The sequence below is a fragment of the Nonlabens sp. YIK11 genome, assembly GCF_001413925.1.
GTDB lineage: Bacteria > Bacteroidota > Bacteroidia > Flavobacteriales > Flavobacteriaceae > Nonlabens.
Genome location: NZ_LBMJ01000001.1, coordinates 3,208,434 through 3,231,498, shown reverse-complemented (window position 1 = coordinate 3,231,498; position 23,065 = coordinate 3,208,434). Strand labels below are relative to the sequence as shown.

At 41.4% G+C, this 23,065-nt stretch carries 19 protein-coding genes, 5 tRNA genes and 2 pseudogenes; 24 read left to right on the top strand and 2 right to left on the bottom strand.

The window, feature by feature from the left end; all coding sequences use genetic code 11:
* Both AAU57_RS14585 and AAU57_RS14580 read right to left on the bottom strand, forming a co-directional pair.
* Positions 1-385, bottom strand: a 385-nt coding sequence (locus AAU57_RS14585) for a DUF1569 domain-containing protein (RefSeq protein WP_231717833.1), incomplete at its 3' end; no start/stop codon positions are given.
* Positions 386-450: 65 nt separating this feature from the next.
* Entirely contained in the window at positions 451-1,848 is a 1,398-nt protein-coding gene (locus tag AAU57_RS14580) for a DUF1343 domain-containing protein (protein WP_082438648.1), read from the bottom strand.
* On the opposite strand from AAU57_RS14580, the pseudogene AAU57_RS14575 reads away from it, so the two are divergent.
* From AAU57_RS14575 to rpoB, 24 genes and pseudogenes are all read left to right on the top strand, one after another.
* A pseudogene (locus AAU57_RS14575) lies at positions 1,751-2,985 on the top strand (ABC transporter permease). The gene AAU57_RS14580 and the pseudogene AAU57_RS14575 overlap by 98 nt on opposite strands.
* A 143-nt stretch (positions 2,986-3,128) precedes the next feature.
* A pseudogene (locus tag AAU57_RS14570) lies at positions 3,129-4,116 on the top strand (PLP-dependent cysteine synthase family protein).
* Positions 4,117-4,553: 437 nt separating this feature from the next.
* The gene (locus tag AAU57_RS14565) at positions 4,554-5,825 is read left to right on the top strand and encodes a DUF2851 family protein (RefSeq protein WP_055410970.1); all 1,272 of its coding nucleotides are present in this window, start codon (positions 4,554-4,556) and stop codon (positions 5,823-5,825) included.
* Positions 5,826-5,862: 37 nt separating this feature from the next.
* Positions 5,863-6,090, top strand: coding sequence for a PspC family transcriptional regulator (locus AAU57_RS14560; RefSeq protein WP_055410969.1), 228 nt, complete (start codon positions 5,863-5,865; stop codon positions 6,088-6,090).
* A gap of 8 nt (positions 6,091-6,098) precedes the next feature.
* Positions 6,099-7,100 carry a potassium channel family protein gene (locus tag AAU57_RS14555; RefSeq protein ID WP_055410968.1) on the top strand — a complete coding sequence of 334 codons (1,002 nt, stop codon included), beginning with the start codon at positions 6,099-6,101 and terminating at the stop codon, positions 7,098-7,100.
* Between the two features lie 94 nt (positions 7,101-7,194).
* Positions 7,195-9,174, top strand: coding sequence for an alanine/glycine:cation symporter family protein (locus AAU57_RS14550; RefSeq protein WP_055413610.1), 1,980 nt, complete (start codon positions 7,195-7,197; stop codon positions 9,172-9,174).
* 8 nt (positions 9,175-9,182) lie between these two features.
* Positions 9,183-10,037, top strand: coding sequence for a helix-hairpin-helix domain-containing protein (locus tag AAU57_RS14545; protein WP_055413609.1), 855 nt, complete (start codon positions 9,183-9,185; stop codon positions 10,035-10,037).
* 23 nt (positions 10,038-10,060) lie between these two features.
* The gene (locus AAU57_RS14540) at positions 10,061-11,230 is read left to right on the top strand and encodes an acyl-CoA dehydrogenase family protein (RefSeq protein WP_055413608.1); all 1,170 of its coding nucleotides are present in this window, start codon (positions 10,061-10,063) and stop codon (positions 11,228-11,230) included.
* Positions 11,231-11,331: 101 nt separating this feature from the next.
* Positions 11,332-12,702: an alpha-amylase gene (locus tag AAU57_RS14535; protein WP_055413607.1), complete on the top strand. Its 1,371-nt coding sequence runs from the start codon at positions 11,332-11,334 to the stop codon at positions 12,700-12,702.
* A gap of 103 nt (positions 12,703-12,805) precedes the next feature.
* Positions 12,806-13,000: a 30S ribosomal protein S21 gene (gene rpsU / locus AAU57_RS14530; protein WP_055413606.1), complete on the top strand. Its 195-nt coding sequence runs from the start codon at positions 12,806-12,808 to the stop codon at positions 12,998-13,000.
* 64 nt (positions 13,001-13,064) lie between these two features.
* Complete coding sequence (locus AAU57_RS14525; protein ID WP_055413605.1) at positions 13,065-13,949, top strand: tyrosine-type recombinase/integrase; 885 nt, start codon at positions 13,065-13,067, stop codon at positions 13,947-13,949.
* Between the two features lie 156 nt (positions 13,950-14,105).
* Positions 14,106-14,179 (top strand) — tRNA-Thr (locus AAU57_RS14520).
* Between the two features lie 31 nt (positions 14,180-14,210).
* Positions 14,211-14,291: transfer RNA gene (locus AAU57_RS14515), tRNA-Tyr, on the top strand.
* 32 nt (positions 14,292-14,323) lie between these two features.
* Positions 14,324-14,396, top strand: a tRNA-Gly gene (locus AAU57_RS14510).
* 102 nt (positions 14,397-14,498) lie between these two features.
* A tRNA-Thr gene (locus AAU57_RS14505) sits at positions 14,499-14,570 on the top strand.
* A 116-nt stretch (positions 14,571-14,686) separates the two neighbouring features.
* Positions 14,687-15,874 carry an elongation factor Tu gene (gene tuf, locus AAU57_RS14500; protein WP_055413604.1) on the top strand — a complete coding sequence of 396 codons (1,188 nt, stop codon included), beginning with the start codon at positions 14,687-14,689 and terminating at the stop codon, positions 15,872-15,874.
* Between the two features lie 131 nt (positions 15,875-16,005).
* Positions 16,006-16,078, top strand: a tRNA-Trp gene (locus AAU57_RS14495).
* A gap of 102 nt (positions 16,079-16,180) precedes the next feature.
* Entirely contained in the window at positions 16,181-16,378 is a 198-nt protein-coding gene (gene secE / locus AAU57_RS14490) for a preprotein translocase subunit SecE (protein ID WP_082438647.1), read from the top strand.
* 9 nt (positions 16,379-16,387) lie between these two features.
* A complete protein-coding gene (gene nusG / locus AAU57_RS14485; RefSeq protein ID WP_055413602.1) occupies positions 16,388-16,942 on the top strand; it encodes a transcription termination/antitermination protein NusG in 555 nt (184 codons plus the stop codon).
* A 69-nt stretch (positions 16,943-17,011) separates the two neighbouring features.
* Entirely contained in the window at positions 17,012-17,452 is a 441-nt protein-coding gene (gene rplK, locus AAU57_RS14480) for a 50S ribosomal protein L11 (RefSeq protein ID WP_055413601.1), read from the top strand.
* An 11-nt stretch (positions 17,453-17,463) separates the two neighbouring features.
* On the top strand, positions 17,464-18,165 hold the full coding sequence (rplA, locus tag AAU57_RS14475) for a 50S ribosomal protein L1 (protein ID WP_055413600.1): 702 nt from the start codon (positions 17,464-17,466) through the stop codon (positions 18,163-18,165).
* A gap of 11 nt (positions 18,166-18,176) precedes the next feature.
* Positions 18,177-18,692, top strand: coding sequence for a 50S ribosomal protein L10 (gene rplJ / locus AAU57_RS14470; RefSeq protein ID WP_055413599.1), 516 nt, complete (start codon positions 18,177-18,179; stop codon positions 18,690-18,692).
* Between the two features lie 53 nt (positions 18,693-18,745).
* Positions 18,746-19,120, top strand: coding sequence for a 50S ribosomal protein L7/L12 (gene rplL / locus AAU57_RS14465; protein WP_055413598.1), 375 nt, complete (start codon positions 18,746-18,748; stop codon positions 19,118-19,120).
* Positions 19,121-19,243: 123 nt separating this feature from the next.
* Positions 19,244-23,053 (top strand): DNA-directed RNA polymerase subunit beta, encoded by a 3,810-nt coding sequence (rpoB, locus tag AAU57_RS14460; protein ID WP_055413597.1) that lies wholly within the window; start codon positions 19,244-19,246, stop codon positions 23,051-23,053.
* Positions 23,054-23,065 lie beyond the last annotated feature (12 nt).

Genomic DNA, 23,065 nt, shown 5'->3' with positions numbered 1-23,065 from the left:
ACTGCCTGAAATGGTGGTCCAGATGCTTCCATTGCAGCATGCCCCATTGTTCTTTAGAAAATGTTCCAAAAACAGGGTGCGGTCTACGATTCTCATTGTGACGATCATACCAAAGTTCCTGCATCCATTGATCCAGTTTTTCTTTTTCGCTTTCAAAATCCTTAGGATCAGCCACCTTTAAGGAAGGTGCTGTGGGCAGATTTTTACGAAATGGTTTTGGGGAATACAGTGATTTTTTGAAAAACACCTTTGCTAGCCAATTAGATTTTAAACCAACCTTTTCCTTGCCCATGGCAATTTGAATAGGGAATTGACAGTGCTTGAGCATTTGCGCCGCGTCCATTTTGCCCCATTCAGGCGACTTGCTGGCATCTATATTTTGCAACCGTTCCCGCAATTTTCGATAGGTGGATTCTTTTAAAAAAGGATTCCATAGGCACAAAGTTTTGGTTAGTCGTACAATAGGTATTTCTCTCGGGTGATCATAAAATCTTCAAGGCCTTCCTTCCAGGTGGCTGCAATTTCTTCCGCACTCATTCCTTTCTCGATCTGTTTTTGCAATAGGTCGGTACCTGCGAGTTTTGTAAAAAAGGAATTGAAGAAGGATTGTTTGTAGGGCGCTTTCGCGAAAGCGTCTACCACAAACTCCAGGTTCAATCGATCCAGCTTGGGATAATCCCTCAAATCCACACCGAAGCATTTTTTACCGTTGAACAATGGTCTTTTAGCACCACGATTGGGCGTAGGTGTGAAAGCAAAGTCTCGGTATTTTGCCAGTGACGGTGAGCCATACACTTGGAATTGCATGTCTGTGCCGCGACCTACGCTTACATCAGTACCCTCAAAAAAGCACAAACTGGGATATAAGTTGATGGACTGCGCATTAGGCAAATTAGGCGATGGCGCGATGGGCAGCTCGTATGGCGTGTCGTGAGTATAATCCTTTATAGGCAACACAATTAGATCTGCTTTTTTACCGTATTCCAGCCAGCCTTCACCATTGATCATTTGCGCATACTCGCCTATGGTCATGCCATGTACCACTGGTACGGGATGCATGCCTACAAAACTCTTATGATCGCTATCGAGAATAGGACCATCTACATAATGGCCATTGGGATTAGGTCGGTCTAGGATGTAAACCGTTTTATTTTGCTCAGCAGCTGCTTCCATTACATAGTGTAAGGTAGAAATGTAGGTGTAGAACCTGGCGCCTACGTCTTGAATATCAAACAGTATCACATCGACATCTGCTAGCTGTGCTGCGGTAGGCTTTTTATTGCTGCCATATAATGACACAATGGGTAGGCCAGACCTTTTGTCCACACCATCTGCAATCGCGGCACCAGCGTCTGCATCACCTCTAAAACCATGTTCTGGAGCAAAGACTTTTTTTACGGCTACACCTCTGGATAATAACGTGTCCACGAGATGAACATAACGTACTTTAATGGCTTGATCCCATGTACGGCGCTCTTTGATGGAACTACTGCTAACAACGCTGGTTTGATTGCCCACGATGGCAACGCGTTTGCCATTCAGCTTTTGAATCCAGGTTTCCAGCTGGTCTGCAGCAGGAATAGGTTTTTTTTGCAAGGGCTTTAACAATCTAGTACTATCAATTGTGTTGTTATCCAGATCTACGATATCATTGGGCTGCGTTTTATTCTTGTTATTGATGCCTGCATCGCAGGAAGTAAGCACCAAAGCAAAAGCTATTATGGTATATTTGAAAATTGAAGGAAAAGTATTGAATCTAGAGTATTTCATAGCGCGTCGCGTACAGCATAGTACAGAATATAAAAATAGCGTAAGTGCGCCGATAATTAAAATCGCCACTGCAGCCATTGCCATAGGAATGATTGTAATGATCATCGCCGTTGCGACCGGTGTAGGCCTACAAAAAAAGATTAGGGAAAAGGTGAGCGCTTTCAATGGCGACATTACCATATCACTATTTGATCGCAATAACTCCATCACGACCGTCAGGCCTATTGATATCAACCAAGAATTTTATCCTGATTTTACAAGTGTGCCGCAGGTCACGCATGTACAAGCCGTGGCGACTAAAGGAGCCATGATCAGGACGGCGACAGATTTTGAAGGCGTTATCCTTAAAGGTGTTGGAACCGATTACCGCTGGGAAAGCTTCAAAGATTTTCTGATTGAAGGATCTTTACCAGATGTATCTCAAGAGGCTACCTCAAAAGATATTTTAATCTCTGATGACATCGCAAGGCGTTTACAGCTCAAGGTAGGAGATAAGGCACCTACCTATTTCATGAAGGAAAATGAAGAAACCTCTTGCACGGGCGTTCAATGTCATAGGCATTTACGATAGTGGCCTGGCCGAATATGATACCAAATTCATTGTAGGCGACATACGCAACATTCAAAAAATCAATAAATGGGATGACAGTGAGATAGGAAAATTTGAGGTGTTCATTGATGATTTTGGAAACGTTGATGAGATAGGAAGGAACGTCTTTTTACAGGTTCCGCAGCTTCTCGATGCCAGGACTATTAAAGATCAGTATCCAACCATCTTTCAATGGTTAGCTTTATTGGATAGTAATGTCTACGGGATTATCGCGATTATTTTGATCGTTTGGAATCATCAATATGATTACCGCTTTGCTTGTGCTTATTTTAGATCGTACTGGTATGATTGGATTGCTTAAATCGTTAGGCGCTACAGACTGGACCGTACGTAAAATATTTCTCTACAATGCCATGACCTTGATTCTGCGAGGCTTGTTTTGGGGCAATCTGATTGGGTTGGGCTTGGTAGGATTACAATACTTTTTTGCACCGCTCACGCTGGATCCATCGACCTATTACGTAACCGAAGCTCCTGTGTACATCTCTTGGTGGCACGTGCTGGTGCTCAACGCGGGCACTTTTGTGATTTGCCTGCTGGTGCTTATCATTCCTACCTATATCGTTAGTCGCATCTCGCCAGTCAAGGCGATGCGTTTTGAATAGAAAGTTTTTAGTTCGCTTTCGCGCCTGCCTGCCGGTCAGGCAGGAAAGCGAAACCATCAACCTTCCTAACCATAGAAATAAGCTGTAGGTTTTACCTGCAAACCTTGCTGCAAAATCCTAAATTTGCAGCGCAAAATAAGATCATGAAGTACGCTGAAAATATACTGGAAACTATAGGCAACACGCCTTTGATAAAAAATGAATAAGTTGGTTGAGGACCTACCTTGTCTGGTTCTGGCCAAATATGAAACCTTCAATCCAGGCAACAGCGTTAAAGATCGCATGGGACTCATGATGATTGAAGATGCAGAGGCTGACGGCCGTCTAAAACCAGGTGGGACAATTATTGAGGGAACCAGCGGTAACACAGGAATGGGTCTTGCGCTGGCTGCGATCATAAAGGGATACAAATTGATCTGTGTGTTGAGCGATAAGCAATCCAAAGAAAAAATGGACATACTACGCGCGGTAGGCGCAGAGGTGCATGTATGCCCAACCGATGTAGCTCCAGACGATCCGCAATCCTATTATTCCACCAGCAAGAGGTTGAGCGAGGAAATTCCTAACTCTTGGTACGTGAATCAGTATGACAACCCGTCGAATTGTAAAGCGCACTACATGAATACTGGTCCAGAGATCTGGGAACAGACTGATGGTAAAGTGACGCATTTTGTAGTAGGAGTCGGTACTGGTGGTACCATTTCTGGTGTAGGGACCTATTTGAAAGGCAAGAATCCTGATATTAAGATTTGGGGAATCGATACCTATGGATCTGTATTTAAAAAATACCACGAAACCGGAATTTTTGACGAGAATGAGATCTACCCATACGTCACCGAAGGAATAGGCGAGGATATCTTGCCCAAAAACGTGCGTTTTGAAGTGATCGATGGCTTTACTAAAGTCACTGACAAGGATGCGGCTGTCTACACGCGTCGTCTGGCCAAAGAAGAAGGAATGTTTCTGGGGAACAGTGCCGGCGCAGCCATCAAAGGATTGTTGCAAATTCATGAAGAAGTTGGATTTACCAAAGATGATGTTGTCGTCATTCTTTACCATGATCATGGTTCCAGATACGTTGGTAAATTCTTTAATGATGAATGGATGGCAGAGAAAGGCTGGCTGGAGTAAATTGCCTGTTGCCCGTTGCCAGTTTTTAGTTATCAGTTACCAGTTGTCGGTTACCTGTTGCCAGTTGGCCGATTGTCTATTTTCAGTTCCCAAGCCCAAAAATTTGCATAACTCTCAAATTCACTAGAGCTAAGCACAAGTTTGTGAGCACGATTTTTTAAATTTTCCTCATTCCTCATTCCTCATTCCTCATTTCCTCATTCCTCATTCCTCATTCCTCATTCCTCATTCCTCATTCCTCATTCCTCATTCCTCATTCCTCATTCCTCATTCCTCATTCCTCATTCCTCATTCCTCATTCTCATTCCTCATTCCTCATTCCTCATTCCTCATTCCTCATTCCTCATTCCTCATTCCTCATTCCTCATTCCTCATTCCTCATACCTCGAGCTGTAAATCCTAAAACTTCTTAACTTAGTCCATTCACCTAGTGGCACATGCGGGAAGATTTTATCCATTACCTCTGGAAGTTCAAAAAGTTAAGTGGTCTACAGCTGCGTACCACTAAGGATCAATTGGTAGTGATCAAGACCCTAGGGCATCATAACCACCATTCCGGACCAGATTTTTTCAATGCACAGGTCGAGATCGATGGTCAGTTATGGGCTGGAAATGTAGAGATGCATGTAAAATCCAGTGACTGGTATAAGCATGGCCATGATGATGATCCAGCTTATGACAACGTCATCCTACACGTGGTCTGGAAGCACGATGCAGAGATCACGAGGCGCAGTGAGATCGATATACCAGTCCTTGAGGTATCGACATACGTGCCTGATGACGCGATTCTCACCTACACAAAGCTATTCGCCTACAAAAATGATCAATTCATCAATTGTGAGAAACTCATCCATCAGGTGGATTCTTTTCAGGTTGATATGTGGCTGGAAAAGGTCTACATTCAGCGACTGGAGCAGCGTTACCGTCGCATAGAGAAAAGCCTGAAACAGAACAATAATGACTGGGAAGCCACCTTTTTCCAAATGCTGGCGCGCAGTTTTGGGACTAAGGTAAATGCAGATGCTTTTGAGCAAATCGCAACGGCTATGGATCAATCTGTAGTGCGTAAACTGGCTGCCGACGCTTTCCAGCTGGAATCTGTTTTGATGGGCTTATCGGGATTGCTGGACACACCGCGAGAAGATCGATATTTTAGCCTACTTGAGAAGGAGTTCGCTTTCGCGAAAGCGAAATTTCGATTAAAACCTATACCAACAGATTTAAAGTTTTTCAGGTTGCGACCAGCAAATTATCCAACCATTCGCCTATCTCAACTTGCTATGTTGTATCATAGAAATCCTATGCTGCTTGCTCAGGTCATTTTGGCGAAATCCAAAGCAGAAATTAGCGCGCTGTTTGACGTGAAAGCTGCAAAATATTGGGACACACATCATGTATTTGACAAACAAACCGAATCTAGAGAAAAGGTCTTAACACAATCCTTTATCGACCTGTTGATCATCAATTGCATCGTGCCCATCAAATTTGCCTATGCTCGCCATCATGGAAAAGATACAACCGATGAATTGCTGGGAATCATAAGAGATATCCCTATGGAAAAAAATACCGTGACACAAGGATTCAAAAAATTGATTGGCATTAAAACTGCTCTGGAATCTCAGGCTGTGCTGCAGCTCAAACCCAATTATTGTGATCTGAATTTATGTCTTAAATGCGATATAGGTGTACGATTAATGAGCGGTCAATAGCTAGGAAATATTAGGTTCTATAGAGTACATTTGACATATGGGCGTTGTTACAGAATTAAGGCATTACATGGAAAAGTATGGTTTCTATGTGAGCACACGTATGGCAGACCGATTGGGCATGCGTGCACGTAATGTGCGCATCACATTCATCTATTTTACATTTGCTACTCTAGGAGCTGGATTTGCAGTTTATTTGATCATGGCGTTTTGGTTGCGCATAAAGGATTTGATTTATGTCAAACGCAGTTCTGTTTTTGATTTATAGGCACCACTATGCGTAACAAAATAACGATAGCGATAAGCCTTCTAACCTCGGTCATGGTAACGGGTTGTTTAGGGTATAAATTCATGCTGGGCTTGTCATGGATTGATGCCTTGTACATGACGGTGATCACTATTACAACCGTTGGTTATCGTGAGATAGGAGATCCTAGTCCAGAAGCTAAACTATTCACCATATTCATCATCTTGACTAGTGTGGTGATAGTGGGTTATTCAGTATCTGTAATTTCCGAATATCTGCTAACTAGAAACTCGCTACAGGCAAGAAGAGCTCGCGAAAAGAAAAAATATCTTAACTCTATGGAAAATCACATCATCGTTTGCGGCTACGGCCGTAATGGGAAACAGGCAGTGGCTAAACTACAGGATTACAAGCGTGATTTCATAATCATTGAAAAGGATCAACAGGTGATTGATGATTGCCAGCTCGATAACAAGTATTTCTACCGCGGTAATGCTAATGAGGATGAGGTATTACAATCTGCTGGGATAGATAAGGCATCTGTTCTGATTACGGCACTTCCAGACGATGCAGACAATCTTTTTATTGTTTTGAGTGCTAGACAGCTAAATAAGGATCTCAAAATCATTTCTAGAGCCAGTGAAGAAACCAGTTATAAAAAACTAAAACTCGCTGGTGCTGACAATGTCATACTTCCAGACCAAATAGGAGGCCAGCATATGGCATCACTAATTGTAAGTCCGGATTTGATTGAATTCTGGGATAATTTGAGCTATGGTGGTGATGATGGAGTCAATCTGGAACAGGTCTCATTTGAGCAGATGTTTGACCACCAGAATAAATGTACTATCATCGATCTCAACCTGCGTCAAAAAACGGGCTGTACTATTATAGGGTACAAATCTCCTGACGGAGAATATGTAGTAAATCCAAGTCCAGAAACCGTCATTGGTACTGGGTCTAAAATCATCGTTGTGGGAAATTCCCAACAGATTGCCCAGCTACAAAAATCTTATCGAATTCACGAGTAGCCTGCTATAGCTTTACTATTTCTTAACAAAACTTTTAAAAGGCAAGATTTTTATGCATCTTGCTTGCTTAATCAAAAAAACGAGTTCTTAATAGATGAAAAATCTTAACAAAATTGTCCTATCGCTAATGGCATTGATGCTCTCAACGGCTGTGTTTGCACAAGAGCAACAAGAAGAAAAAGGAATTGACGAAAAGATAGATGACGCCTTTGGTTGGGCCACTGGTGATTATGTCGCAGGAGTCTTTTATCAAATTCCAATGGGAACGGTTGAAGATGAAATGACTATTGAACTGGATGTTCTTGATAGACTCGCGATACGTGATCCAGATGATCGTTTTGCGGTACCTAGTTTCAATGCCCCAGATGGTGTTAGATATACTTTAGAAAACGATTCTCTTAACGTCAACAGAATTTCTCTTTCTGGAGATCAAATCGCAGAGGAGATTGAGCTCAAAACAGCTAATCCAAATATTGTTGTTGACGGCGGTACATTCAAAATCGCAACAACGGATATAGTTCCAGGTTCTAGTGTGGAAATTGTAGCCTCTGCACCATTTACTAGAGTTTATTGGGTGCTTTTCCCATTAATCCTAGGAGCGCTCTTCTTTACGATATATTTTAAATTTATCAACTTTTCAGGGATTTGGAGAGCCATTCAGGTGGTTCGTGGTAAATACGAGGACATTGAAAAGCATGGAGCAGAAATGCTTTATGGAGAAGATGGTATTGCCAACGGTGTTGACATTAATAAGGTAGACAGTCTTGAAGATCATATTGACGAGGTAAGTGACGAGATCACTGTCGATGGAGATATTAAGGACACCATTAGGGATGAAAGTTCTGATGGTGAGGTTAGTCACTTTCAAGCTTTAACCGCGGCACTCTCTGCAACCGTAGGTTTAGGAAATATTGCAGGTGTTGCCATCGCAGTTTCTGTAGGTGGTGCAGGAGCAACCTTCTGGATGATCGTTGCAGGATTTCTAGGGATGGCTTCTAAGTTTGTAGAGTGTACTCTAGGTGTAAAATATCGTGATGTAGGTCCAGATGGAACCGTTTATGGTGGTCCCATGTATTATTTGACTAAAGGTTTGAGATCCATGGGTCTTGCTGGATTAGGTAAAGTTCTTGCTGTTCTTTTTGCGATTATGTGTATTGGTGGATCCTTTGGTGGTGGTAACATGTTCCAGGCCAACCAGGCAGCACAAATGGTCGAAAATATTACAGGTGGATCAGAATCCTTCATGTTTGGATATCGTTGGGTATTTGGATTATTGATGGCCATTTTTGTGGGTATCGTCATCATTGGTGGTATCAAATCCATTGCAAAAGTGACAGACAAAATTGTACCATTCATGGTAGTAATTTATGTTGGGGCGGCCATCTGGGTGATCATAGCTAATTATGACCTAATAGGATTTGCATTTACAGAGATCATCGATGGAGCATTTAGTCCAGAAGGTGTTGCTGGTGGAGCCATTGGTGTTTTAGTACAAGGATTTAGAAGAGCAGCATTCTCAAATGAGGCTGGTGTTGGATCTGCTTCCATTGCACACTCTGCGGTAAGAACAAAATATCCTGCAAGTGAAGGTCTCGTAGCATTATTGGAGCCATTCATTGATACCGTAGTAGTTTGTACGATGACAGCGGTGGTATTGATTATCACTGGAAATGTCGATCCAGCAAACGCTGGTCTTGCAGATGCAGATGCCATCTTGTTGACTTCAGATGCATTTGGTTCTGTAATAAGTTGGTTCCCATATGTATTGACCCTAGCAGTAGTAATGTTTGCCTTTTCCACCATGATTTCTTGGTCCTACTATGGTTACCAGGCTTGGGCTTATCTATTTGGTAGAACCAGTAGGACAGAATATACCTACAAAATCTTGTTCTGTATTTTTGTAGTCGTAGGGTCTGCAGCAAGCTTAGGAAACGTTATCGGCTTCTCAGATGCGATGATTTTCTCTATGATGGTGCCTAACATGATTGGTATCGTGCTTCTTGCTCCTAAAGTAAAAAAGGAAATGAATCGTTACATGAAAGCGATTCGATTAAAGCGTGAGGCTATCAATTAAATGAATAGATGAAAAATTTTAAATCCCTCTTTTTGTTCAATAGGCGACAACAAGGAGGGATTTTTATTTTACTCATTTTATTGGTGATCGTTGTGGGAATTAGATACTATGTCGCCACTAAACCAACGTCAGATATCGTGCTGAGTGACGTTTCTCAATACCAGGCTCAAATTGATTCTATCAAGATGGCCACGGCAAAGAGAAAGGACACCATTTATCCCTTCAATCCCAATTATATCACTGACTATAGAGCCTACATTTTAGGTTTGAATGAAGCAGAGTTGGATAGGCTGTCTCGCTTTCGCGAAAGCGGAAAATTCATCAACACGGCTGATCAATTTCAACAAGTCACCAAAGTAAGCGACAAGTGGCTGGATAGTATCTCGCCCTATTTCAAATTTCCATCTTGGGTCAACGAGCCTAGGAAAAGCTATTCCAGTGACTTCTCTAACCGAAAAATAGTTGCCATGGATATCAACAAGGCATCGCTGGAAGATTTGCGCAAAGTATATGGGATAGGACCTGCTCTATCTGGCCGGATTGTGAAAGAACGGGAAAAACTTGACGGTTTTATTGATATCATGCAGGTACGTGATGTGTACGGACTTTCAGATTCAACCATGGTCGAACTGCGTAAACACTTTTACGTCACACCAAAGGCTGGCTTTAAAAAGTTAGCGCTCAATAACGCCACCAGCGATCAGCTGTCAACAATCCCATATTTTAACGACTACCTTGTCGATAAACTTATAGAGCAGCGCACCCTGCGGGATGGTTTCAAGACCTGGAAGGATGTAACGCTCACCTCAAGATTCCCAACGGAAAAATTGGCTTTAATTCAGCTATATTTGACGCTGGACTAAAAAAACCGTATTCAAAGCATTTTATGTATTCAAAATATTTTACCGAAGAACACAATTTCTTCAGACAAAGTTTTAGGGATTTTTTAAATAAAGAAGTCGTTCCTCATGTGGATCGCTGGGAAGAAACCGGCCAGATAGATCGCGAGATTTTCAAGAAGATGGGTGATATGGGCTACTTCGGGCTTTATTATCCTGAAGAATACGGCGGTCTGGATCTGGACTTTTTTTACACCGTTATATTTTTAGAAGAGATGCAGCGCGTTAACTCTGGTGGTTTTGCTGCTGCCATGTGGGTACAGGCATTCTTAGGTGCGCAACACCTATTGAAAGAAGGAGACGATAGGATCAAGGAGGAATACTTAGTCCCTACACTTACCGGTGACAAAATAGGTTGTCTTTGTATAACCGAACCCTTTGGTGGTAGTGATGTAGCAGGTATGCGAACCACGGCTGTAAAGGATGGTGATCATTATGTGATTAACGGTTCAAAGACCTTCATTACCAATGGTGTGTATTCAGACTATTTAGTAGTAGCTGCCAAAACAGATCCAGATGCAAAAGGTCGTGGTATCTCCATATTCTTAATGGATAGAGAAACGCCAGGCATAAGCGCCACAAAATTGAACAAATTAGGATGGCGCGCCAGCGATACGGGCGAGATAGGTTTTGACAATGTGCGTGTGCCAGTTGAAAATCTTATGGGTGAAGAAGGTAAGGGCTTTCCATACATCATGCAGCACTTTGCCCTAGAGCGATTGATCATGGCGATCAATGGTCATGCAAGAGCAGAATACGCCTTGGAATATACCATAGGCTATATGAGAGACCGTACGGCCTTTGGTAAATCACTGGATAAATTTCAGGCATTGCGTCACAAACTCGCAGATATGTTGAGTGAGGTAGAGATGGCTAAGAACTTTAACTACTCCATTGCTGAGGAACTGGACAAAGGTCTGTATCCTGTAAAGGAAGCCAGTATGGCAAAACTTCTATCGACTAAAGTCGCCGATGAGGTGATCTATGGCTGCCTACAATTCCTTGGAGGTTATGGATACATCGAGGAATATCCACTAGCCAGAATGTGGCGTGATAGTAGATTAGGCCCGATAGGCGGCGGTACCAGCGAGATCATGAGAGAGATCATTGCAAAAATGACTTTGGACGGTAAGGATTATAAGCCTGCAGCTGAATAGTAAAATAGCGAAAACGTTTTCGTAAAGAATTATTACAAATCCTTAGTTTAAGCTAAGGATTTTTTAGTTTTTGGTAATTATTAACCTACATAATTACTAATATGAAAAAATTTCATCTGATTTTAGTTTCTGTATTGGCAGTGACTACGTTTATTTCTTGCTCTGATGAATCTATCGAGCAGGAAATGGAAACTTCTATATTAACGATAGATAATGAAGTCAATTCAAAAGCCGCTAACCCTAACGGTGTGATGATGCAGGCTTTTTATTGGGACGTTCCAGGTGGTGGAAACTGGTGGAATACTGTAAAGGGCAAAGTTCCAGCCTGGTCAAGCGCTGGAATTAATGCGATCTGGTTACCACCGGCTTCAAAAGCACAAAATGGTCCCTTTTCTATGGGTTACGATCCTTATGATTATTTTGATTTTGGAGATTTTAATCAAATGGGAAGCACAGAAACTAGATTTGGCTCAAGGTCAGAGCTTGAGTCATTAATCACTACCGCACACCAGAATAATCTGAATGTGTATGCAGACATAGTCCTTAATCATAATAGCGGTGGTAATGCTGATGCTAATATTTTTACTAATTCAGATACTTATACTGATTACACACCAGCTTCAGGTATGTTTTATAGATCTCAATATGACTTTCACCCTAACGACTATCACAATAACGATTCCGGCGTTTTTGGAGGTTTTGCAGACCTTTGTCATCATAAAGGATATGTACAAGATGAGCTGTATCGTAATCAAAACTCTGTGGCAAAATATTACAAAAACACGATGGGTTTTGACGGTTGGAGGTTTGACTATGTAAAAGGTTTCGAGCCTTGGGTAATACGAGAGTGGAATAATAATGTAGGCGGATTTTCTGTAGGTGAACTTTGGGATGGCAATGCACAAATTCTTGAAGATTGGGTTAATGCCTCTGGAAGTAGCGCCTTTGATTTCGCTTGTTATTATCGAATGAAGGATGCATTTCAAAACAATGACTTAACTAATCTAAACGGTGATATGTTGTTAAAGAGACAACCTTCAAAAGCGGTAACATTTGTTGCAAACCATGATACAGATGAGATTTTCAACAATAAGATTTTAGCCTATGCTTACATCTTAACTCATGAAGGGTACCCCACAATGTTTTATAGTGATTATGAAGGCTGGTTGGATAAGAATAAGCTCAATAATTTGATATGGATCCATAACAACCTAGCGGGAGGAACTACCTCATACTTATATGCTGATAATGATGAATATATTGCCAGAAGGAATGGTTATAATAACAATGGACTCGTAGTTTATCTGAATACAAGTTCTTCTTGGCAAGAACGTTGGATACAAACAAATTGGGGATCACGAAGAATAAAGGACTATAGCGGAAACTCAGGTTGGGAGCCGGTAGTCCAAAGCAATGGATGGGTTAAGATTGAAGTCCCGCCAAAGGGTTATAGTGTATGGTCTGTGAAGTAGTTTGGTTAATTTCCTTTCGCGAAAGCGAAAAATCATATAAATAGTTTGGGATCATAAATAAAAATGTATTTTTGCCGTCCCAAAGAAAGGAGGTGATGACACTATGTTAATTATACCAGTTAAAGACGGAGAAAATATCGACAGAGCCCTGAAGCGTTTCAAACGTAAATTTGATCGTACAGGAAAGATGCGTGAACTACGTAGAAGACAGCAGTTCACTAAACCATCTGTTGCAAAAAGAGCACAGAAAATCAAAGCAGAATACATCCAGCATTTGAGAGATGCAGAGAACATGTAAGCTTTTATTAGAATACTAATTATGACGATCCGATAAATGATTAAATTTATCGGATCGTTTTTTTATGCACATTCCTGAATATAAAAATTACCTCACGTTAGAAAAACACTATAGCGTGCATACCAGTGAGTCCTATCTACGGGACTTGGATCAATTCAAAGAATTTCTTGAGGATCATGATTCGGCATTGGGTAATGCGACATATAATATGGTAAGGCAGTGGATGGCTCAGCTCATGGAAGAAGGGATGAGTTCGAGAAGTGTCAACCGTAAAATGTCTTCCTTAAAATCCTATTTTAGATTTCTGCGCAATCAAGGTTTTGTGGAACATAATATAATGACACTTCATAAAAGCCTAAAGGTGTCCAAGAAAATACAGGTACCCTTTTCTCAAAAAGAAGTAAGTGAATTACTGGATACAGATTATGATCCTTTATCTTTTAGTGAGGTAAGAGATAGAGCCTTAATTGAATTGTTGTATGTAAGCGGGATGCGCAGGGCAGAATTATTAAGTCTAACATTGGCATCTGTAGATCTGGAAGCCTCGCGTTTGAACATAATAGGAAAGCGCAACAAGCAGAGAATTGTACCGCTTATGAATTCTACCATCAAGGTAATGCAGAATTATCTCAAGATAAGAGAAGTGGTAGATCTCTATAATGACCAAAGTTTCTTCCTTACCGAAAAAGGAAAACCTATATACGCATCCTTAATATATAGAATCGTCAATCATTATTTTAAGAAGGTGAGCTTAAAGACTAAGGTAAGCCCGCATGTGCTGCGACACACATTTGCCACTCATCTTTTGGATAAGGGAGCAGACTTGAATGCCATCAAGGAACTGTTGGGACACGCCAGCCTTGCCAGCACTCAAGTGTACACTCACACCAGTATGCAGGCGCTCAAAAACGTTCATGCCGCTGCGCATCCTCGCAATAAGAAGTCTTAAGGTATTTGGTAAACAGGCGTGTTGGTCCAGTTGGAAAATAAATTATTACTCCGCAATATATTTTTGCCCAAATATTTTTTGGTAATTAAAAAATAGGCTTACATTTGCAGTCCGTTAGAAATAACGGGAGCGTGGTGCGCTTAAAATCTATCATAAGCCGATGTAGCTCAGCTGGCTAGAGCAGCTGATTTGTAATCAGCAGGTCGTGGGTTCGAGTCCCTCCATCGGCTCTTTGTTTTTTGAAAAATTGAAGTAATTATTGGGGAGATACTCAAGCGGCCAACGAGGACGGACTGTAACTCCGTTGGGAAACCTTCGCAGGTTCGAATCCTGCTCTCCCCACATTAATTACAGCCATTCTAGAAATGGTAATTGCGAGAGTAGCTCAGTTGGTAGAGCGTCAGCCTTCCAAGCTGAATGTCGCCGGTTCGAACCCGGTCTCTCGCTCTAATTATTCCGCAATAGCGGTGTCAGGCAAGGTGAGATTTCTTTACCGTGTTCTGAAAAGCCTTTGGCTATTTCGCTTTCGCGAAAGCGTTAACATCACAAGCCGGTGTAGCTCAGGGGTAGAGCGTTTCCTTGGTAAGGAAGAGGTCACGAGTTCAAATCTCGTCATTGGCTCGATAGAAATTGAAAGAAAGGTCTCTTTATGAGGCCCTAAATAGTATAAGCTGATTTGGTTTTGTATCCGTGTCAGTTTTTAAATTGAAACACTAATATAAACTAAGATTATAATTATGGCTAAAGAAACGTACGATCGTTCGAAACCGCACCTTAACGTAGGAACTATTGGTCACGTTGACCACGGTAAGACTACTCTTACTGCTGCAATCACTAAAGTACTTGCAGATGCTGGTTACTCTAAGGCAACAAGTTTTGATCAAATTGACAATGCTCCAGAAGAAAAAGAACGTGGTATCACGATCAACTCTTCACACGTAGAGTATCAAACGCTTAACAGACACTACGCTCACGTAGACTGTCCTGGTCACGCGGATTATGTAAAGAACATGGTAACTGGTGCTGCCCAGATGGACGGTGCTATCCTTGTAGTTGCTGCGACTGATGGTCCTATGCCACAAACTCGCGAGCACATCCTTCTAGGACGTCAGGTAGGTATTCCACGTATCGTTGTTTTCCTTAACAAGGTTGACATGGTAGATGATGAGGAGCTTCTTGAACTAGTAGATATGGAAGTTCGTGATCTATTGAATTTCTATGAATATGATGGTGACAATGGTCCTGTTGTTTCCGGATCTGCTCTAGGTGCATTGAATGGTGAAGAAAAATGGGTAAATACAGTTCTTGAGTTGATGGAAGCTGTTGATACTTGGATCGAAGAGCCACAACGTGAGGTTGACAAGCCTTTCTTGATGCCTATCGAGGATGTATTCTCTATTACAGGTCGTGGTACTGTTGCAACTGGTCGTATTGAGACTGGTGTGGCTAACACTGGTGACCCAGTAGAAATCATCGGTATGGGTGCTCAAAAATTGACATCTACGATTACTGGTATTGAAATGTTCCGTCAGATTCTTGATAGAGGTGAGGCTGGAGATAACGCAGGTATCCTTTTAAGAGGTATTGAGAAGTCTCAAATCTCTCGTGGTATGGTAATTACTAAGCCAGGATCTGTAACTCCACACGCTAAATTCAAGGCTGAGGTTTACATCTTGAAAAAAGAAGAAGGTGGACGTCACACTCCATTCCATAACAACTACCGTCCACAGTTCTACGTACGTACAACTGACGTGACTGGGAACATCGCTCTTCCTGATGGAGTAGAGATGGTTATGCCTGGAGATAACTTGACGATCACTGTTGATCTTATCCAACCTATCGCATTGAACTTAGGTCTACGCTTTGCAATCCGTGAAGGTGGTAGAACAGTAGGTGCTGGTCAGGTAACTGAGATCCTAGATTAATTCTATCTAATAAATAAAGTATCCTGTCTGAAGTTTTTTTAGACAGGGTACTTTCCCTTTATTGGGAAGTATGTTTTGATTGCGCTTTCGCGAAAGCGAAACTATCAACAGCAAACTACTCAATTTAGTTTGCGGATTTAGCTCAGTTGGTAGAGCACTGGTCTCCAAAACCAGGTGTCGGGAGTTCGAGCCTCTCAATCCGCGCAAATTTGGAACGCTGCTAATGATATGGCAGTCATTTAAAAAGATTAAATGTTGTCAAGGCAACATCAAACGTGACTAAGTTCACAATAGACCGTTCAGATTATGGGATTAGCGACATATGTAAAGGAGTCTTACAATGAATTGACCAACCACGTTACATGGCCTACTTGGGCTGAAGCTCAAAAGCTTACTGTGACAGTTGCTGTTTTTTCTGTAGTTTTTGCATTGATCATCTACGGTATTGATACCGTGTTTAGTACCGCGATTACTAATTACTTTGAATGGGTTAAACAAGCTTAATACTACAACATGGCAGAGGAAAAAGATGTAATGAAGTGGTATGTTGTCCGATCTGTAAGCGGTCAAGAAAATAAGATCAAGGAATATATTGAGGACGAAATCAATCACCATAACCTTAATGATTACCTCCAGCAAATATTAGTACCAACTGAAAAGGTGGTCCAAATACGCAACGGTAAAAAAATCAATAAGGAGAAGGTTTATTTTCCTGGATATATTATGATTCAAGCTCGTCTTGAAGGCGAGGTTCCCCACATCATTAAATCAGTTAATGGGGTTATAGGTTTTCTAGGAGAAACAAAAGGCGGTGAGCCGGTTCCACTTAGAAAATCTGAAGTAAACCGTATGTTAGGTAAGGTTGATGAGCTTGCAGAACAAACGGACAATATAGCAATACCATTTAAGAATGGTGAAACGATCAAAGTTGTGGATGGTCCTTTCAATGGTTTCAATGGAACTATTGAAAAGGTCAATGAGGAGAAGCGCAAGCTTGAGGTGATGGTGAAGATTTTTGGTCGCAAGACTCCATTGGAGTTGAGCTATATGCAAGTAGAGAAAGTATAAGTGTTACAGTTTATAGGCAGTATATAAGGCTTCCACTTTATTTCTGTCAAACTTTGAAATAAATTAAAAATGGCTAAAGAAGTATCTAAGGTTGTAAAATTACAAGTTAGAGGTGGTGCAGCAAACCCATCTCCACCTGTAGGGCCTGCATTAGGTGCAGCTGGTGTTAACATCATGGAGTTCTGTAAGCAGTTCAATGCTAGAACCCAAGATAAGGCAGGAAAAGTATTGCCAGTGGCAATCACAGTATTTAAAGATAAGTCTTTTGACTTTATCATTAAAACTCCTCCGGCAGCAGTTCAAATCCTTGAGGCGACTAAATTAAAAGGTGGTAGTGGTGAGCCTAACCGTAAGAAAGTTGGAACCATAAGCTGGGATCAGATTAAGGTGATCGCGGAAGACAAAATGCCTGACCTAAATGCTTTTACAGTAGAAAGCGCCATGAAAATGGTTGCTGGTACTGCAAGATCGATGGGTATTAATGTTAAGGGCGGAAACGCACCTGCTTAAAACTTGTAACAATGGCAAAATTGACAAAGAAACAAAAGGAGACCAATGCTAAGATCGATAAGTCAACGACTTATTCTGTAGCAGAGGCTTCTAAGTTAGTAAAAGAAGTATCAAATGTAAACTTTGATGCGTCAGTAGATCTAGCGGTTCGTCTAAACGTGGATCCACGTAAGGCCAACCAAATGGTAAGAGGTGTAGTTACACTTCCTCATGGAACAGGTAAGGATGTTAAGGTTCTTGCTTTAGTAACACCGGATAAGGCTGCTGAGGCTGAAGCTGCAGGAGCAGATTATGTTGGTCTGGACGATTACCTTGAGAAAATCAAAGGTGGATGGACTGATGTAGATGTTATTATTACTATGCCTAGTGTGATGGGTAAGTTAGGACCATTGGGACGCGTTTTGGGTCCTAGAGGATTGATGCCTAACCCAAAAACTGGTACGGTAACAATGGATGTTGCAAAAGCAGTTTCTGATGTTAAAGCTGGTAAGATCGACTTTAAAGTAGATAAGACTGGTATCATTCATGCATCAGTAGGTAAAGCTTCATTTGAGGCAGAGAAAATTGCAGGTAATGCAAGAGAATTAATCAACACGTTAGTCAAATTGAAACCGACTACCTCGAAAGGTGTATATATCAAAAGTATATACATGTCTAGTACCATGAGTCCTAGCATCCAGATCGATACGAAGCGTTTCGCAACAGACGACTAAAAATCTAGATCATGACAAGAGAAGAAAAAGCAACTGTTATACAGGATTTGACTGCAACGTTAGGTGATAGTTCTACTATTTATTTAGCAGACATCTCTGGACTTAATGCATCAGATACATCGAACTTACGTAGAGCTTGTTTTAAAGCAAACGTAACTCTTTCAGTAGTGAAGAACACTTTGCTTGCAAAAGCAATGGAGGCTTCTGACAAAGACTTTGGAGAGCTTCCAGAGTTGTTGAAAGGGAACACATCAATAATGCTTTCAGAGGTGGCTAACGCACCGGCTAAAGTTATTGAGAACTTCAGAAAGAAATCGGCTAAACCGGTTCTTAAAGGAGCATATATTGAAGAGGCGATTTATGTAGGAGACGATAAGATCGAAACCTTAAGTAATATCAAATCTAAAGAAGAGATGGTCGGTGAAATCATCGGTCTACTTCAAAGCCCAGCTAAGAATGTTGTTTCAGCACTTAAATCAAGTGGTGGCAAATTGGCTGGAATTCTTAAGACCCTTTCTGAAAAGTAGGGCACAAAATAGTACGCAATTAATTATTTATAAATTTTATTAAAACGATAGAAATGGCAGATTTAAAAGATTTCGCAGAACAGTTAGTTAACCTTACTGTGAAAGAAGTAAACGAATTAGCGACTATACTTAAAGAAGAGTATGGAATCGAACCAGCAGCAGCGGCAGTTGCTATGGCTGGACCAGCTGCAGGTGGCGGAGAAGCTGCTGAAGAGCAAAGTGAATTTGATGTAATCCTTAAAGCTCCAGGTGGCGCTAAGCTTGCTGTAGTGAAACTTGTAAAAGAACTTACAGGTGCAGGATTGAAAGATGCAAAAGAACTTGTTGACAATGCGCCATCTCCAATCAAGGAAGGTGTGTCTAAAGACGAGGCAGAAGCACTTAAGGCTCAGCTAGAAGAAGCTGGTGCTGAGGTTGAGTTGAAGTAATTCTTCTTACCTGAACATTATCGGTTTAGACCTGTGGGCAAGGCTCACAGGCCTAGACCATTTTGCGTATAAAGATGAGACGTCGTCGATAACGCTTTTTTAATCATTTAATACCGTGCATTGATGCTAGCAACAAACACAGAAAGAATTAATTTTTCAACGGTAACTTCTAAGGCAGAGTATCCTGATCTGCTGGATATACAAATCAAATCGTTTCAGGATTTCTTTCAATTAGAAACTAAGTCTGATAGACGTGAAGTAGAAGGTCTCTACAATACCTTCATGGAAAACTTCCCTATTACTGATACGCGCAACCAGTTCGTATTAGAGTTTCTTGATTACTTTGTAGACCCACCTCGTTACTCCATACAAGAATGTATCGAGCGTGGACTTACCTACAGCGTGCCACTTAAATCACGCCTTAAATTATATTGTACTGACCCAGAACACGAGGATTTTGAAACTATCGTACAAGATGTTTATTTAGGGACTATTCCTTATATGACTTCTTCAGGTACGTTCGTAATCAATGGTGCAGAACGTGTTGTAGTTTCTCAACTACACAGATCGCCTGGTGTATTCTTTGGACAGTCGTTCCATGCCAATGGAACAAAACTTTATTCAGCTCGTGTAATTCCTTTCAAAGGATCATGGATTGAATTTGCGACAGATATCAACAGCGTTATGTACGCTTATATCGATCGTAAGAAAAAGTTACCAGTAACAACCCTTTTCCGTGCGATAGGATTTGAAAGAGACAAGGACATCCTTGGAATCTTTGACCTTGCGGAAGAAGTAAAAGCAAGTAAAACAGGTCTTAAGAAATATCTAGGACGTAAACTTGCTGCTCGTGTTTTGAAAACATGGCATGAAGACTTCGTAGATGAAGATACTGGTGAGGTTGTTTCTATTGAACGTAACGAGATTGTTCTTGATCGTGATACGATTCTAGAGAAACAACATATTGATGAGATCATGGAATCTCAGGCTAAAACTATTCTTCTTCACAAAGAAGATAACCAGTCTGCTGATTACGCGATCATTCACAATACATTGCAAAAAGACCCTACCAACTCTGAAAAAGAGGCGGTAGAGCACATATATAGACAATTGCGTAACGCTGAGCCGCCCGATGAAGAAACAGCGCGTGGAATTATCGATAAGTTATTTTTCTCTGACCAGAGATATAACTTAGGTGAGGTAGGACGTTACAGAATGAATAAGAAGTTGGGTCTTGATATCGCTATGGACAAGCAAGTGCTTACCAAAGAAGATATCATTACCATCATCAAGCACTTAATCATGTTGATCAACTCTAAAGCAGAGATTGATGATATTGACCACCTATCAAACCGTCGTGTACGTACCGTAGGTGAGCAATTAAGTTCACAATTTGGTGTTGGACTTGCCCGTATGGCAAGAACCATACGTGAGAGAATGAATGTTAGAGATAACGAGGTGTTTACACCTATTGACCTTATCAACGCTAAGACATTGTCTTCAGTGATCAATTCTTTCTTTGGAACCAACCAGTTATCTCAATTCATGGATCAAACAAATCCATTGGCAGAGATTACTCACAAGCGCCGTCTTTCGGCTCTTGGACCTGGTGGACTTTCACGTGAAAGAGCAGGATTTGAGGTACGTGACGTACACTATACACACTATGGTCGTCTATGTCCTATTGAAACTCCTGAAGGACCGAATATTGGTTTGATCTCTTCGCTTGCAGTTTTCGCGAAAGTGAACAGTATGGGATTCATTGAAACTCCATATCGCACAGTTAAGGATGGTGTTGTGAATCTTAAGGATGATCCAATCTACCTAAGCGCTGAGGAAGAAGAAGGAATGCATATTGCTCAAGCAAACTTACCACTTGATAACGGTAAGATTACAGCAGACAATGTAATTGCACGTATGGAAGGTGACTTCCCAGTTGTAGACCCTAAAGAGGTAGTCTATGCAGACGTTGCACCTAACCAGATCGCTTCCATTTCAGCATCATTGATTCCATTCTTGGAGCATGATGATGCAAACCGTGCCCTGATGGGATCAAACATGATGCGTCAGGCAGTACCACTATTGAGAGTTGATGCTCCTATTGTAGGAACAGGACTGGAACGTCAAGTAGCTACAGATTCTAGAGTATTGATCAATGCAGAAGGCGACGGTACAGTCGTTTATGTAGATGCTCAAAAAATAGTTATCGAGTACGATAGAACAGATCGCGAGAAGCTGGTAAGCTTTGAGCCTGATGAGACAAGCTACAACTTGATCAAATTCCGTAAGACGAATCAAGGTACTTCCATTACATTGAAGCCTATCGTGCAGAAAGGTGATCGTGTAAGTAAAGGACAAGTACTTTGTCAAGGTTATGCGACAGAGGCTGGAGAGCTTGCTTTAGGTCGTAACATGAAAGTGGCCTTTATGCCATGGAAAGGTTACAACTTTGAGGATGCGATCGTTATTTCTGAAAAAGTAGTAAGAGAAGATATTTTCACTTCTATTCACGTAGATGAGTACTCTCTAGAAGTTAGAGATACTAAGCTGGGTAATGAAGAATTGACGCCAGATATACCTAACGTATCAGAAGAAGCTACGGCAGATCTTGATGAGAATGGTATGATCCGCATCGGTGCAGAGGTGGAGCCTGGTGATATCTTGATAGGAAAGATTACTCCTAAAGGAGAATCTGACCCAACACCAGAAGAGAAACTTCTTAGAGCCATCTTTGGTGACAAGGCAGGTGATGTTAAGGATGCTTCTTTGAAAGCTTCTCCATCATTACGTGGTGTGGTTATCGATAAAAAATTGTTCTCTCGTGCCGTTAAGGATAAGAAGAAGAGAGTACAGGATAAAGAAGACATCGCAAGATTGGAACAAGAGTATCAAGCTAAATTTGATGATCTTAAAACAAGACTTGTAGATAAGTTATTCGAGATAGTTAGTGGTAAAACATCACAAGGTGTATTTAATGACCTAGGAGAAGAAGTTCTTCCTAAAGGCAAGAAGTACACGCTTAAAATGTTGAACTCAGTTGACGACTTTACACACTTGGTTTCTGGAACGTGGACAACCACTCAAGAAACTAATGACACGGTTGCTGACTTGTTACACAACTATAAGATTAAAGAAAACGACCTTCAAGGTTCTTTGAGACGTGAGAAGTTTACCATCTCAGTAGGAGATGAGCTTCCAGCTGGTATTATCAAACTTGCCAAGGTTTACGTTGCTAAGAAACGTAAGCTTAAAGTAGGTGATAAGATGGCGGGACGTCACGGTAACAAAGGTATCGTTGCTCGTATCGTACGTGCAGAGGATATGCCATTCCTTGAGGATGGAACTCCAGTAGATATCGTGTTGAACCCACTAGGTGTACCATCTCGTATGAACATTGGTCAGATTTATGAGACCGTTCTTGGATGGGCTGGTGAGAAGTTAGGCAAGAATTTTGCGACACCTATTTTCGACGGTGCTACTCTTGATCAAATCAATGAGTACACTGACGAGGCTGGAATCCCAAGATTTGGTCATACCTATCTTTATGATGGTGGTACTGGTGAACGTTTTGATCAACCAGCAACCGTTGGTATCATTTACATGTTGAAACTAGGACACATGGTAGATGACAAGATGCACGCACGTTCTATCGGGCCATACTCATTGATTACCCAGCAACCACTAGGTGGTAAGGCACAATTTGGTGGTCAGCGATTTGGTGAGATGGAGGTTTGGGCACTTGAGGCCTATGGAGCATCCAGCACACTTAGAGAGATCTTGACCGTTAAGTCTGATGACGTCGTGGGACGTGCCAAGACTTACGAGGCGATCGTGAAAGGTGAGCCTATGCCAGAACCAGGACTTCCTGAGTCGTTTAATGTATTAATGCACGAGTTGAAAGGTCTAGGATTGGATCTAAGACTCGAGGATTAATTTTTCAGTGAG

Bases quoted from the DNA above. Each gene is read 5' to 3' on its own strand.
- AAU57_RS14540 (WP_055413608.1), top strand. From the start codon at position 10,061: ATGTATTCAAAATATTTTACCGAAGAACACAATTTCTTCAGACAAAGT.
- nusG (WP_055413602.1), top strand. From the start codon at position 16,388: ATGGCAGAGGAAAAAGATGTAATGAAGTGGTATGTTGTCCGATCTGTA.
- rpsU (WP_055413606.1), top strand. From the start codon at position 12,806: ATGTTAATTATACCAGTTAAAGACGGAGAAAATATCGACAGAGCCCTG.
- rpoB (WP_055413597.1), top strand. From the start codon at position 19,244: ATGCTAGCAACAAACACAGAAAGAATTAATTTTTCAACGGTAACTTCT.
- rplK (WP_055413601.1), top strand. From the start codon at position 17,012: ATGGCTAAAGAAGTATCTAAGGTTGTAAAATTACAAGTTAGAGGTGGT.
- AAU57_RS14550 (WP_055413610.1), top strand. From the start codon at position 7,195: ATGAAAAATCTTAACAAAATTGTCCTATCGCTAATGGCATTGATGCTC.
- rplJ (WP_055413599.1), top strand. From the start codon at position 18,177: ATGACAAGAGAAGAAAAAGCAACTGTTATACAGGATTTGACTGCAACG.
- AAU57_RS14535 (WP_055413607.1), top strand. From the start codon at position 11,332: ATGAAAAAATTTCATCTGATTTTAGTTTCTGTATTGGCAGTGACTACG.
- AAU57_RS14555 (WP_055410968.1), top strand. From the start codon at position 6,099: ATGCGTAACAAAATAACGATAGCGATAAGCCTTCTAACCTCGGTCATG.
- tuf (WP_055413604.1), top strand. From the start codon at position 14,687: ATGGCTAAAGAAACGTACGATCGTTCGAAACCGCACCTTAACGTAGGA.
- AAU57_RS14560 (WP_055410969.1), top strand. From the start codon at position 5,863: ATGGGCGTTGTTACAGAATTAAGGCATTACATGGAAAAGTATGGTTTC.
- AAU57_RS14525 (WP_055413605.1), top strand. From the start codon at position 13,065: ATGCACATTCCTGAATATAAAAATTACCTCACGTTAGAAAAACACTAT.
- rplA (WP_055413600.1), top strand. From the start codon at position 17,464: ATGGCAAAATTGACAAAGAAACAAAAGGAGACCAATGCTAAGATCGAT.
- AAU57_RS14580 (WP_082438648.1), bottom strand. From the start codon at position 1,848: ATGGCTGCAGTGGCGATTTTAATTATCGGCGCACTTACGCTATTTTTA.
- AAU57_RS14545 (WP_055413609.1), top strand. From the start codon at position 9,183: ATGAAAAATTTTAAATCCCTCTTTTTGTTCAATAGGCGACAACAAGGA.
- secE (WP_082438647.1), top strand. From the start codon at position 16,181: ATGGGATTAGCGACATATGTAAAGGAGTCTTACAATGAATTGACCAAC.
- rplL (WP_055413598.1), top strand. From the start codon at position 18,746: ATGGCAGATTTAAAAGATTTCGCAGAACAGTTAGTTAACCTTACTGTG.
- AAU57_RS14565 (WP_055410970.1), top strand. From the start codon at position 4,554: ATGCGGGAAGATTTTATCCATTACCTCTGGAAGTTCAAAAAGTTAAGT.